Origin of the sequence: Maritalea myrionectae (assembly GCF_003433515.1) — a bacterium.
Classification (GTDB): domain Bacteria; phylum Pseudomonadota; class Alphaproteobacteria; order Rhizobiales; family Devosiaceae; genus Maritalea; species Maritalea myrionectae.
Window position 1 is genome coordinate 2019579 of record NZ_CP021330.1, and the last position, 12230, is coordinate 2031808.

Annotated in this window: 12 protein-coding genes; 8 read left to right on the plus strand and 4 right to left on the minus strand. The window is 51.4% G+C overall.

Annotation, left to right across the window (positions count from 1 at the left end):
• Nucleotide 1: 1 nt before the first annotated feature.
• Genes MXMO3_RS10290 through MXMO3_RS10300 form a run of 3 tightly spaced genes read right to left on the minus strand, consistent with a single transcriptional unit; the run spans nucleotide 2 to nucleotide 3998 of the window.
• A complete protein-coding gene (locus MXMO3_RS10290; protein WP_117395810.1) occupies nucleotides 2-607 on the minus strand; it encodes an anthranilate synthase component II in 606 nt (201 codons plus the stop codon).
• Nucleotides 604-2112, minus strand: a complete 1509-nt coding sequence (gene trpE / locus MXMO3_RS10295) for an anthranilate synthase component I (protein WP_117395811.1) — start codon at nucleotides 2110-2112, stop codon at nucleotides 604-606. The genes MXMO3_RS10290 and trpE overlap by 4 nt, the downstream gene beginning before the upstream one ends.
• A 14-nt stretch (nucleotides 2113-2126) precedes the next feature.
• The gene (locus MXMO3_RS10300) at nucleotides 2127-3998 is read right to left on the minus strand and encodes a peptidylprolyl isomerase (protein WP_117395812.1); all 1872 of its coding nucleotides are present in this window, start codon (nucleotides 3996-3998) and stop codon (nucleotides 2127-2129) included.
• Nucleotides 3999-4137: 139 nt separating this feature from the next.
• On the opposite strand from MXMO3_RS10300, the gene tpiA reads away from it, so the two are divergent.
• From tpiA to MXMO3_RS10325, 5 genes are all read left to right on the plus strand, one after another.
• Entirely contained in the window at nucleotides 4138-4890 is a 753-nt protein-coding gene (gene tpiA / locus MXMO3_RS10305) for a triose-phosphate isomerase (RefSeq protein ID WP_117395813.1), read from the plus strand.
• A 101-nt stretch (nucleotides 4891-4991) separates the two neighbouring features.
• Nucleotides 4992-5405: a preprotein translocase subunit SecG gene (gene secG / locus MXMO3_RS10310; protein WP_084634161.1), complete on the plus strand. Its 414-nt coding sequence runs from the start codon at nucleotides 4992-4994 to the stop codon at nucleotides 5403-5405.
• Between the two features lie 113 nt (nucleotides 5406-5518).
• Nucleotides 5519-7147: a CTP synthase gene (locus MXMO3_RS10315; protein ID WP_027835300.1), complete on the plus strand. Its 1629-nt coding sequence runs from the start codon at nucleotides 5519-5521 to the stop codon at nucleotides 7145-7147.
• The gene (locus MXMO3_RS10320; RefSeq protein WP_117395814.1) at nucleotides 7147-7329 is read left to right on the plus strand and encodes a DUF4169 family protein; all 183 of its coding nucleotides are present in this window, start codon (nucleotides 7147-7149) and stop codon (nucleotides 7327-7329) included. The genes MXMO3_RS10315 and MXMO3_RS10320 overlap by 1 nt, the downstream gene beginning before the upstream one ends.
• Before the next feature lie 181 nt (nucleotides 7330-7510).
• Complete coding sequence (locus tag MXMO3_RS10325) at nucleotides 7511-7885, plus strand: rhodanese-like domain-containing protein (protein WP_117395815.1); 375 nt, start codon at nucleotides 7511-7513, stop codon at nucleotides 7883-7885.
• A gap of 13 nt (nucleotides 7886-7898) precedes the next feature.
• Here MXMO3_RS10325 and MXMO3_RS10330 read toward each other — a convergent pair whose 3' ends face one another.
• Nucleotides 7899-9119: a hypothetical protein gene (locus tag MXMO3_RS10330; protein ID WP_117395816.1), complete on the minus strand. Its 1221-nt coding sequence runs from the start codon at nucleotides 9117-9119 to the stop codon at nucleotides 7899-7901.
• Between the two features lie 181 nt (nucleotides 9120-9300).
• Here MXMO3_RS10330 and eno point away from each other — a divergent pair, with 181 nt between their 5' ends.
• From eno to pdhA, 3 genes are all read left to right on the plus strand, one after another.
• Nucleotides 9301-10575 (plus strand): phosphopyruvate hydratase, encoded by a 1275-nt coding sequence (eno, locus tag MXMO3_RS10335; RefSeq protein ID WP_117395818.1) that lies wholly within the window; start codon nucleotides 9301-9303, stop codon nucleotides 10573-10575.
• A gap of 131 nt (nucleotides 10576-10706) precedes the next feature.
• A complete protein-coding gene (locus tag MXMO3_RS10340) occupies nucleotides 10707-11024 on the plus strand; it encodes an FtsB family cell division protein (protein ID WP_051213753.1) in 318 nt (105 codons plus the stop codon).
• A 160-nt stretch (nucleotides 11025-11184) separates the two neighbouring features.
• Nucleotides 11185-12210, plus strand: a complete 1026-nt coding sequence (gene pdhA / locus MXMO3_RS10345; protein WP_117395819.1) for a pyruvate dehydrogenase (acetyl-transferring) E1 component subunit alpha — start codon at nucleotides 11185-11187, stop codon at nucleotides 12208-12210.
• Nucleotides 12211-12230 lie beyond the last annotated feature (20 nt).

The window sequence follows — 12230 nt, forward strand, 5'->3', positions numbered from 1 at the left end:
ATTATGATTTTTTCGGACTATTGTTGAACTCGGCAGCAAGCTCCAAGAAATTGGCGATCATTTGTGTGCCGCTTTCCGAAGCAATGCTCTCCGGGTGGAACTGCACCGAATGGATCGGCAGCGTTTTGTGCGCCACAGCCATAATCATGCCGTCGTCAGATTTGGCGGTGATATCGAGATTATCGCCAATGGTGTCCGGGTCAAGTGTGAGCGAATGGTAGCGCGTGGATACGATGCCATCGCTGTTCAGGCCTTTGAAAATGCCTTCACCATTGTGGCGCACCTTGCTGGTCTTGCCATGCATCAATCTGGAAGCCCGCACCACCTTTGCGCCAAAGTTTTGGCCAATTGATTGGTGGCCGAGGCAAACACCGAAGATGGGGATTTCACCGCCGAACCGTGCCACCACATCGAGGCAGATACCGGCCTCATCGGGCGTTTTGGGGCCCGGCGACAGGATAATTGCCTTTGGCATTTTTTCGGCGATTTCATCGAGGGTGATTTTGTCGTTGCGGTGGACCTCAATATCGGGATCGATTGAACCGATCAGGTGCACCAGATTGTAGGTGAAGCTGTCGTAATTATCGATGACGAGAATATTGCTCATTGGCCAATCTCCGCTTCATCGGCGTAACGCAGGGCTTCATGCGCCGCGCTGACCAACGCACGTGCTTTGTTTTCGCACTCTAGTTGCTCGAGTTTCGGATCGCTATCCGCTACAATGCCTGCGCCTGCCTGCACATGGATTTTGCCATCTTTGATTACGGCAGTGCGCAAGACGATACAGGTATCCATCCAACCATCGGCACTGAAGTAACCCACACACCCGGCATAGATACCGCGGCGGTGTTTTTCCAACTCGTCGATGATTTCCATGGCGCGAACCTTTGGTGCGCCGGAAACTGTGCCCGCCGGAAAGCCGCCAGCAAGTGCATCGATATTGTCGAGGCCCTTTTTGAGCTTGCCTTCCACATTGGAGACGATGTGCATGACGTGGGAATAATATTCGAGAAAGAATTGGTCGGTGACCTCGACCGAGCCGATTTCAGCAACGCGGCCAACATCGTTGCGGCCCAAATCCAGCAGCATCAAATGTTCTGCCAGCTCTTTTGGATCGCTGAGCAACTCGTCGGCCAATTCCCGATCCCGCTCTGGTGTGGCACCCCGCTTGCGGGTGCCGGCAATTGGACGGATCGAGACTTTTTCATCTTGTACCCGCACCAAGATTTCAGGACTGGAGCCAGCGATGGCAAAGCCCTCGAAATCCAAAAAGTACATATAGGGTGACGGATTGGTGCGGCGCAGGGCGCGATAGAAGGCAACCGGGGGCAGCGTAAAATCTGCGGTGAAGCGCTGCGACAGGACCACCTGAAAAACATCACCGGCGACAATGTAGTCTTTGGCCTTGGCGACCATTTCTTTGAATTCGTCTGGTGAGGTGTTGGATTGGAAATCGAGCGCCGTTGCCATGTCCTCTGGTGCGCCGCGCTGCACACGCTGGTTGAGGCGTTGTGTGGCATCGTCCAACCGATCATTGGCGGCTTCAAAAGCCATTTGTGCGGTCACATCATCCTGCGGGCGCACGGGCGTGGCGAAATAGAGCTCATCTTTGATCGTATCAAACACAGCCAGAAGCGAAGGGCGCATCAGCAAAGCGTCAGGCGCGCCAATCGTGTCTTCGTTGGTGTCGGGAATGTCTTCCATTTCCCGCACCATGTCATAGCCCAGATAACCAAAAATACCTGCTGACATTGGCGGCAGATCAATGGGGAGCTCCAGGGCGGATTCTGCTAGAATTTCGCGCAATGCATCGAGCGGTGCACCGTTCATTTCATCAAATGCATCCGGGGCGAATTTGGGATTGCGGTTGACTGCGGCTTTGCCGTTCCGAATACGGAACATGAGATCTGGCTCTAGTCCGATCATTGAATATCGACCGCGGGTTGCACCGCCATGGACGGATTCGAGCAAAAAGGTGTTTTTGCGCCCCGCAGCCAACTTTAAATAGGTGCCAATCGGGGTTTCCAAATCCGCCACAATGCGACGCCACATAATCTGACTGCCGCCTTTTTCATAAATTGAAGCGAAGGCGGCATAGTCAGTATTTTGCATTTTATTGCCCTATCTTATTGGTCGAGAGCGAGGATCTGATTAAGGGTGCCTTGGTTGATGCTTACGCCCAAATCATCCCGACGTGCAGTGATGAATTGTTGATAAAGGTCATCGGCAACACTGTCAGACAGTGAAATCAAATTCTGTTGCTCAATTTCGGCTGGTTCTGCAGCCGTGATGTTGGTCACCTGGAACACGATATAGGTGCCATCAGACATGCGTACTGCATCGGCATAGCCTTCACCGCCAGAGAATGCAGCGGACGCCACATTGCCAGTGATGAATGAACCATCGCCCCGACGGGTCAGCGGCAAGGATGGCTGGGCGATTTGGCCCACATTTGATGCCACATCAAAGATTGGCGTGCCATCTTTGACTTCTTGCACGAGGTTGTCGGCTTTTTCGGCGAGCGCTTCGGCACGTTGATCTTCCAGCCACGCGGTCTCAAGCTCATCACGCACTTCGTCCAACGCCAAATCACGGGCAGGGGTGGTTTCGAGCAAATCGAACCAAGCCATGGCGTTGCCACCAATGGTCACAGCTGGAAGCAATGCATCTTCCTCAGCGTTGTTCACAGCCGTGAGCAAACGTTGTTGGCCATCATCTGGCAAATCAGCAACATCTGTAATGCCGACGCCGGACTGGGTGATCTCAACAGTTTGTGTGCTCAACCCCACATCCGCAGCGATTTCGCTGATGGGACGCAGTGTGGCGCGCTGTTCTTCGATCTCATCAATTTTGTCGAGGATTTGATCACGCGCCTTCTTGGCATTGACGCGGGCGACCAGTTCGTCGCGGGCTTCCTCGAATGACAATTGTGTTTCAGGCACAATATTGCGGACCATTACAGCCACTTTGCCACTCTCCGCATCAGCGATGGTGAGGCCCTTATCACCATCGAACGCAGCAATTGCGATCGCTTCGTCGGCAATTTCGTCACGTGTGACTTGCCCCAATGGCGTTGCGGTGATGCCAAAATTGTTTGCGGCCAAGATTTGGTCAAGTGACTGGCCTGCGGCAACGCCTTGAACCAAGGTTTGCGCCTGCGCATCGTCTTTCAAGCGCCATAGCGTGACATTGCGGGTTTCATCACTGGTGAGTTGATCGCCTGATGCTTCATATTCCGCGCGCAACTCTTCGTCGGACGCTTCAAGTGAACGGGCCAGGCTTTCTGGTGTCAGCACCAAAATTTCGATCTGCTTTTGGGCTTCAGCGCGATATTGAGCCTGGTTTTCTTCCAGATAGGCAGCCAACTGCTCTTCAGTTGGCGCATCGATTGGATCAAGCACATTGTTTGAAAGCGTGAAATAATCAATCGTGCGGGTGTCGTTTTGCACGCGATTGGTGATTTGCAGGATGGTTTTGGGTGCCATCGCGCCGCCCATCAGGCCGCGAATAACTTGGGAACGCTGAACCGATTCTGCTTGGGCAGTGATATATTCGCTTTCGGTATAGCCATTTTGGCGCAGCATTTGCGTGAATTGCTGACGATCAAAAACGCCCAGAGTGGTGGCGAAGTTTGGATCTTGTGCAATCATTTCTGACACCATTTCGTCGGAAGCGCCGACACCAAAATCAGCCACCATTTGATCAAGCGCTGCGTTGCTGGCCAATTGATTGAGCACAGAGCCGGGAATACCAAACGCCACAGCCTCTTCGGGCGAGGGCTGGCGGCCGGTCTGGCGCGCAATATTGTTCAACTGTGTGCGGTAAGCGCGATCAAACTCAACAGCCGATATAGACTGATTGCCTACACGGGCCACAGAGCTGGAGCCTAGATTTGTGAAGACATTTGCGATACCGAACAAGCCAAAGCTTAAAATAAGAAGGGCCATCAGAATCTTAGCCACCCATGTGTTCGAGTAGCGTTTAAAGGTATCAAGCATAGTCTATCCGTTTGTTGTTTGCAGTTTTGGACCCCTGGTCACCAGCGGCGCATAATAGACAGGGTGTACCAAAAATCGCAAGACGTTGAATGGTTTGTATTTGGGGTTAAACTTAATTTTGGTTCTTGGAAAGGTTGTCATGACAGAAAAAAACAAAAAACTTATCGCCGGCAATTGGAAAATGAATGGGTTGAAGGGCGCTTTGAGTGAAATCGAGCAGATCGCCAAACAGCTCGAGGCCTTTAAAGACAAGGGTACTTTTTTGATTTGTCCACCTGCAACATTGATTGCGGGTGCGAAAGCGCTGGCGGGCGATAGCCTTCAGATTGGCAGCCAGGATTGCCATAGCGAGCAAAAAGGGGCGTTCACAGGCGATATTAGCGCTGAGATGGTGGCGGACCTTGGTGGCACGTTTGTGATTGTGGGCCATTCAGAGCGGCGCGAGGGTCACGCTGAAACCAACGCAACAGTCAAAGCCAAGGCAAATGCAGGTTTGGGGCAGGGGCTTAAGCCGATTGTGTGTTGTGGCGAAACGCTGGAACAACGCGAAGTGGGCGAGGCGATTGGCTTTGTTACACAGCAAATTGCCGAATCGACACCGGATGAATTGAGCAAAGATGGCGAGATCGCCATTGCTTATGAACCAATCTGGGCAATTGGCACAGGCAAAACGGCTTCAACAGAGGACGTAAAGGAAATGCATGTGGCCTTGCGCAAAACGCTGGTGGAGAAATTTGGCGAACGCGGCAACAGCATTGAAATTCTTTATGGCGGGTCTGTGAAGCCTGAGAATGCGAACGCGCTGTTGAATACACAGGATGTGGATGGCGCTCTGGTGGGTGGCGCGAGCCTTAAAGCAGAGAGCTTTTTGGGCATCGTCGCCGCGCTCTAAATTCGGATGGGTCAAAAAAACGCCAATTTTGTCTAGCCAATTGGTGCTATAGTGTGTAGAACGCACGCTGATTTTGTATTCAACAGATTACGGTTTTCCAAATGGAAACAGTTTTGATTGTGGCGCACCTATTTATCGTGGTGGCGCTTATTGCAGTAATTTTGATGCAGCGCTCTGAAGGCGGCGGCCTTGGCATGGGCGGCGGTGGAGGCGGCGGAGGCGGCGGCTTCATGTCTGCACGTTCTTCTGCCAACCTTTTGACCCGCACCACAGGCATCTTGGCGGCACTTTTCTTTGCGACCTCGATTGGCCTGACTGTTTTGGGGCAGCTCGACAATCGTGCCGACAGCATTCTGGAACGGGCGACCGACCAAACTGAAGGCGACGTGACTGTGCTTGATGCGCTGAACAATTTGCAAGGTGATACACCAGCGGACGAGAACGAACTCGACCTGCCGGTGCCCACAGCAGAAGAGCCGGCGCCAGACGCGCCAACTGAGACACCTTCTCAGTAAGCTGTTGAAAAATTGGGAATGTTTAGACGGGGGGTTTTGTCCCCCGTCTTTTTTTGGATATGTGCAATTTTACGGCTTCGAATCATAGCCGTTCAGATGTAAGGTTAAAGCCCATGGCACGGTATATATTCATCACTGGTGGCGTGGTTTCCTCTTTGGGTAAAGGGTTGGCTTCGGCTGCACTTGGCGCAGCGCTTCAGGCGCGGGGCTATAAAGTGCGTTTGAAAAAGCTGGACCCCTATCTAAACGTGGACCCGGGCACCATGTCTCCTTATCAGCATGGTGAAGTTTTTGTCACCGATGACGGGGCAGAAACGGATCTCGATCTTGGGCATTATGAACGCTTCACGGGGCGGTCTGCGAACCAGCAGGACAACATAACGACGGGTCGTATTTATCAAAACATTATCGCACGGGAACGTCGCGGCGACTATTTGGGCGCCACGGTGCAGGTTATTCCGCATGTGACTGACGAAATCAAAAATTTCGTCTTGGCCGATAATGAAGATTTCGACTTTGTGTTGTGCGAAATTGGCGGCACGGTTGGCGACATTGAAGCCTTGCCGTTTTTCGAGAGCATTCGCCAGTTGGGCAACGAGCTGCCGCGCGGGCAGGCGGTTTATACGCATTTGACGTTGATGCCTTATATCCCCAGCGCCGGTGAGTTGAAAACCAAGCCGACACAGCACTCAGTGAAAGAACTGCGCTCAATCGGCATTCAGCCTGATATTTTGCTGGTGCGGTGTGACCGTGAAATCCCGGCCAGTGAACGGCGCAAGCTTTCGCTGTTCTGTAACGTGCGGGAAACAGCCGTCATCCAAGCGCTTGATGTGAAGAGCATTTATGATGTGCCCATCGCCTATCATGATGAAGGCCTGGATACAGAAATTCTAGCGGCCTTTGGCATTGAGGATGCTCCAGCACCTGACATGTCTCGCTGGCGCGAAATTTCAGAACGGTTCCACAATCCTGATGGTGAAGTCACCATTGCGGTTGTCGGCAAATATACCGAATTGCTGGACGCCTATAAATCACTCAACGAAGCTTTGGTGCATGGCGGTATCGCCAACCAGGTCAAGGTGAATGTGCAATGGGTGAATGCTGAGCTATTTGAGCAGGATGACCCGTCGCCCTACCTTGAAGGTGTGCATGGCATTTTGGTGCCCGGTGCGTTTGGGGAGCGTGGTGCAGAAGGCAAGATTGCGGCAGCGAAATTTGCCCGTCAGCGTGACGTGCCATATTTCGGTATTTGCTTTGGTATGCAGATGGCTTGCGTGGAAGCGGCGCGGAATACCGCTGGCATCGGCAATGCGTCATCAACCGAATTTGGCCCTGCCAAAGAGCCTGTCGTCGGCTTGATGACCGAATGGATGAAGGGCAACGCACTTGAAAAGCGTAGCCAAGAAGGCGACTTGGGTGGCACGATGCGTCTTGGCGCCTATGATGCGCAATTGGTGCGTGGGTCGCGTGTTGCAGACATTTATGGCACCACACGGATTTCAGAGCGTCACCGCCATCGCTGGGAAGTGAACATGGAGTATCGCAAGGTGCTCGAATCCAATGGGCTTTTGTTCTCTGGTCTTTCGCCTGATGGCGAGTTGCCTGAGATTGTTGAGCGCACGGACCATCCTTGGTTTATCGGCGTTCAGTTCCACCCGGAATTGAAATCACGTCCGTTTGAACCGCACCCCTTGTTCCGCTCGTTTGTGAACGCGGCGCTTGAGCAAAGCCGGTTGGTTTAATGGCTGAGGTGGTCAATCTTCGACAAGCTCGCAAAAACAAAAAGCGGGCTGAAAAGGAAGAATTGGCCTCCGCCAATCGCCATAAGCATGGGCAAAAAAAGTCAGTCAAAAAGCTGCATGAAGCCCAAGATATGCTGTCTAAGAAAAAGCTGGATCAGCAAAAGCTAGACAAAGACAAATAGGCCGCCTTGTGCGGCCTTTTTTGTAGCGGTTTCTTGGGATTGAAATGGAACTTTCGGTCAGTCGTTTCGTTTTACTACAATCACGCAAGTCCATTGTTCGCACAATAACTTGATTTGGCGGCAATGGTTGCGCGGGATAAAACGCATTTGGCTTGTACACATTTAAACCAAAGGAAATTTCATGAAAACCGCTCAGCATTTTTTGGAAGAAGCAAACAGTGTCGTGCCGCGCATTTCAGCGGAAGAGGCCAAGAACTTTCACGGCAAAAGCAATGCTGTTTTTGTTGACGTTCGCGATTCAGGCGACATTGCAAAATCTGGCACTGTGAAGGATGCCGTGTGTATTCCACGTGGCTTTATCGAATTTGCAGCCGATGAAAACACACCGCTTTATAACCCTGCACTGAAGCAGGATGCCGATATCTATCTTGTATGTGGCGCAGGCGGCCAAGCTGCACTGGCGGGGAAAACCCTAAAAGACATGGGATATAACTCCGTGACCAATATTGGTGGTTTTGGCGACTGGAAAGAAGCGGGCGGTCCCGTCGAGATTTAGACCTAGCACTTCTCTAGCTCTCCGTTATATAGATTGGGGCGAAACCACCACCGTTTGTGCGGAAGTTGGTGGTCTGCCCGGCGTAAAGCCGTGCGGCAGCGGCGAATGTTTCGCCGCGGTAGGTGTAAAACCGCAAATCAGATTTGAGGGGCGTTAGATCGCTTTCATTTTTGGTCAGGCGCAACGCTGGCTTAAAATTGCGCTGCGCGATATAGGGGGTGGACACAATGTGCGCCCAGCTTTTCTTGGTGACCTTGTCGCCACGGAACACTGCTTTGCCGGCGTGTCCATCCAACGGTTTGAAGAAATATTGTTTGCGCTTTGCCCACAACTCATCGGCATTGGCCGCTGTGACAAACTGCGCTTGGATCAAATCGATCAATAGTGATTGTTCGTCTGCCGAACAGTTTAGGCCTTCAAGAAAGTTCGTGTCCGCCAGATAGGCCAAGTTGGCCTTGCTGGCGTAAAGGGCATGATGTTTCGGATTGGGGCTAAGCACAATCTGGTCTGCCATATATGCTTGTTTCAGCGCCTGATGAGTGGGCGTTTCGAGATAGAAGTCTGTCGAACGGTTGTACACCAGGTCGATGCGCTGACCGTCTACCAGCAACGATTGTCCATCCCAATGCAGATCAGCCGGATCTGCGATCAACACTTTATAGCCAGCGTCTGCAAGCAGGTTGGCGGTTAGTTGAAATTCTTCGTAAAGAAACTGCTCTTTTGGCGTTTCATCGATGATGGCAATGGTCGTTAAGGGGCGGTTCTGGCCCGACAAGGTCCATTCTGTTTCGAACATGTTTTGCACAAATCCATCAAACCCTGGCCAATGAAGCGGCGTCTCTTCCCAGCAACAAATGTCCTGCGCCTGCTGCAGCTTATCGACCAGCATCGCGCCACCGGCGTTGGTGTTGATCTCGATAAGGTTCAATTGATCTTCGGCCAAATGGAAATCATAGCTCATAAACATGCCCGCATTTGTGACCGGGTGTTTGGCGATCTTGGGGGCTTTTTCGAGGATTTTGGCCTGAAAAGCCGGTTTATCGATTTGGGCCTGCACCACTGAAATGGCGTGTTCCGCACGTTCAAATTGTGCGCGGGACAGGAACAATGGGGTGGGGGCAAAGAAATTTTGGGCGAATTCAGGCAGCTTTGCTGGTGCCAGCGATTGGCATGGGCAATGCTGGTTTAGCCAATTGGCGGTTTGCCGCTGATTGCAGTTTGAATTGTCCGTCATAAGTGCTCACCATCCTTTTATCGTAAAATAACGATGAAATAAAAAATTGCAACAGAACGGCGCGATAAATGTTCAAATATATCGGTTTCGCGTGCCGACTTTCACGAAGTGGACTTTGCAACCATTAATTTTGCAGTTATGACAGCGACCAACTCACAAACCATTTGAAGGAGTTTTCTTGATGTCTGCCATTATTGATGTAACCGGCCGTCAGATTTTCGATAGCCGCGGCAACCCAACTGTTGAAGTTGATGTAGTTTTGGATGATGGCAGCTTCGGCCGTGCTGCTGTGCCCTCTGGTGCTTCCACTGGGGCCCACGAAGCTGTGGAGCTGCGCGATGGCGGCGATGCCTATAAAGGCAAGGGCGTCATGAAAGCTGTTGATGCGGTTAACACCCATATTTTCAACGAAATTCAAGGCATGGATGCACTGGACCAGCGCTCAATTGACCAGGTGATGATTGATTTGGACGGCACCAGCAACAAAGCAAAGCTTGGCGCTAACGCAATTTTGGGCGTTTCATTGGCTGTGTCCAAAGCTGCCGCAGAATCATCTGCTTTGCCGCTTTATCGCTATGTTGGCGGGTCTAACGCCCATTTGCTGCCTGTACCGATGATGAACATCATCAATGGTGGCGAGCATGCGGATAACCCAATTGACGTGCAAGAATTTATGATCATGCCAGTGGGCGCGGAAAGCATTGCGGATGCCGTGCGGATTGGCTCTGAGGTTTTCCATACCCTCAAAAAGGGGTTGAGCGACGAGGGCCACAACACCAATGTGGGTGATGAGGGCGGCTTTGCGCCTAACTTGTCGTCGACCACTGCGGCACTTGATTTCATCATGCAGTCTATCGAAAAAGCTGGATACAAGCCGGGTGAAGACGTGCATTTGGCGCTCGATTGCGCATCCACTGAATATTTCAAAGATGATAAATACCATTTGAAAGGCGAGGGAAAAGTGCTCGACGCCGGTGAAATGGTCGACTATTTGGCCAAGTTGGTAGCTGATTATCCGATTATCTCCATCGAAGACGGCATGGCCGAGGATGATTGGGAAGGTTGGAAAACGCTCACAGACAAAATTGGCGACAAATGCCAGTTGGTCGGTGATGATTTGTTCGTGACCAATTCCGAGCGGTTGCGTTCTGGCATTAAAATGGGCGTTGGCAACTCAATCCTGGTGAAGGTCAACCAGATCGGGACATTGACTGAAACGGTGAATGCCGTGGAGATGGCGCACAAAGCCAACTACACCTCAGTGATGTCGCACCGCTCAGGCGAAACCGAAGATGCGACTATTGCTGATTTGGCCGTTGCGCTTGGCTGTGGGCAGATCAAGACGGGTTCTTTGGCACGTTCTGATCGGTTGGCTAAATATAACCAGCTTATCCGGATTGAAGAGCAACTTGGATTTGCTGCTGCCTATGCAGGCAAAAGCATTTTGAAAGGCTAACAGCCGACCTTACGACTGAAACTGAATTTAGGGGTGTCACGAATGTGGCATCCCTTTGTTTTTGAAAGAAGGTGTTAACGGCTTGTTTGGTATAGTCCAGCCAGTTTAGTTTTGCGTAATTATAGGTTGTTATGCCCACCCGCCTCAAAAAACCTTCTTTGACCAACAAGCTGCTGATTGCTGCGCTATTGCTCGGCTTTCAAGGCTATCTGGCGCATCATGCGCTAAACGGCCAATATGGCGTTAATTCTCAAAGAGAGCTGGTTCAACGCAAAGCCCAGCTAACGGTACAAAACCAATTGTTGGATTATCGCATCGAAACGGCCAAGAATCGAAACTCTTTGTTGGTTGCTGATCGATTAGATCCTGATATGCTAAGTGAACGCGCGAGGGGACTTCTTGGATGGAGTAACCCGGATGACGTTTTGATTGCCATCGACCAAGAATAACTTCAATCAGGTTAATTATTGAATTTAACCGATTTCGAGTTAAGTAGATTTTCTTCAATCAAAACAATGCATAAGCATGCATTTGGCGTGTTTTTGAGAGCTTTGTTTTGCGTTTCATCCAAACTAAACTGCGTCATAGATACGGAACAATCGGGTCCAGATGGAGATTTCAATGCCTAAAAAGACCGATGCGGCGGCCAAAGCAAGCACAAAGGCCAATATGCCCGCGTTCACCAAGGAAGAAGAGCTACACGCCTATAAGGAAATGCTTTTGATCCGTCGCTTTGAAGAAAAAGCGGGACAAATGTACGGTATGGGCCTGATTGGCGGTTTTTGCCACCTATATATCGGCCAAGAAGCCGTTGTCACCGGGATCACCATGGCCTCGAAAAAAGGCGATGCGTCTATCACAGGTTATCGTGACCATGGTCACATGCTTGTTGTTGGACTTGACCCCAAGGCTGTGATGGCCGAATTGACCGGGCGCAAAGGCGGCCTGTCAAAGGGCAAGGGCGGCTCCATGCACATGTTCTCTGAAGAAGAGCGCTTTTATGGCGGCAATGGCATTGTGGGCGCTCAAGTAAGCTTGGGTACAGGCTTGGCGTTTGCAGCGCAATATCGCGGTGAAGACACAGTAAGCCTCACATATTTTGGTGACGGTGCGTCCAACCAAGGCCAGGTATATGAAAGTTTCAATATGGCGAAGCTTTGGAATTTGCCCGTTGTCTACATCATTGAGAACAACAAATATGCCATGGGCACGAGCGTTGAGCGCTCTGCCGCGACCACCGATTTGTCGCAGCGTGGCGCGTCGTTCGACATTCCTGGCGAGCAGGTTGACGGGATGGATGTGCGCATGGTGCGTGACGCAGCTGAACGCGCGATCACCCATGCACGAGAAGGCAAAGGGCCTTACATCCTAGAGATGCTCACGTACCGTTATCGTGGACACTCCATGTCTGACCCAGCGAAATATCGCTCGAAAGACGAAGTGCAATCCATGCGTTCAGAGCGTGATCCGATTGAACAGGTGAAGGCACGTTTGCTGGAAAATGATTGGGCGACGGAAGACGAGCTCAAGGATATCGACAAGGATGTTCGGGCCGTTGTTTCTGAAGCAGCCGATTTTGCCACCAATGATCCAGAGCCTGATCCAGAAGAGCTCTACACCGAGATCACCGTTTAAGTCAGCGAAATCAGGAGAAT

Coding starts and splice junctions, on each gene's coding strand:
- MXMO3_RS10290 (WP_117395810.1), bottom strand. CDS start 607: ATGAGCAATATTCTCGTCATCGATAATTACGACAGCTTCACCTACAAT.
- MXMO3_RS10340 (WP_051213753.1), top strand. CDS start 10,707: ATGCCCACCCGCCTCAAAAAACCTTCTTTGACCAACAAGCTGCTGATT.
- MXMO3_RS10315 (WP_027835300.1), top strand. CDS start 5,519: ATGGCACGGTATATATTCATCACTGGTGGCGTGGTTTCCTCTTTGGGT.
- eno (WP_117395818.1), top strand. CDS start 9,301: ATGTCTGCCATTATTGATGTAACCGGCCGTCAGATTTTCGATAGCCGC.
- MXMO3_RS10320 (WP_117395814.1), top strand. CDS start 7,147: ATGGCTGAGGTGGTCAATCTTCGACAAGCTCGCAAAAACAAAAAGCGG.
- MXMO3_RS10300 (WP_117395812.1), bottom strand. CDS start 3,998: ATGCTTGATACCTTTAAACGCTACTCGAACACATGGGTGGCTAAGATT.
- MXMO3_RS10325 (WP_117395815.1), top strand. CDS start 7,511: ATGAAAACCGCTCAGCATTTTTTGGAAGAAGCAAACAGTGTCGTGCCG.
- secG (WP_084634161.1), top strand. CDS start 4,992: ATGGAAACAGTTTTGATTGTGGCGCACCTATTTATCGTGGTGGCGCTT.
- MXMO3_RS10330 (WP_117395816.1), bottom strand. CDS start 9,119: ATGACGGACAATTCAAACTGCAATCAGCGGCAAACCGCCAATTGGCTA.
- pdhA (WP_117395819.1), top strand. CDS start 11,185: ATGGAGATTTCAATGCCTAAAAAGACCGATGCGGCGGCCAAAGCAAGC.
- trpE (WP_117395811.1), bottom strand. CDS start 2,112: ATGCAAAATACTGACTATGCCGCCTTCGCTTCAATTTATGAAAAAGGC.
- tpiA (WP_117395813.1), top strand. CDS start 4,138: ATGACAGAAAAAAACAAAAAACTTATCGCCGGCAATTGGAAAATGAAT.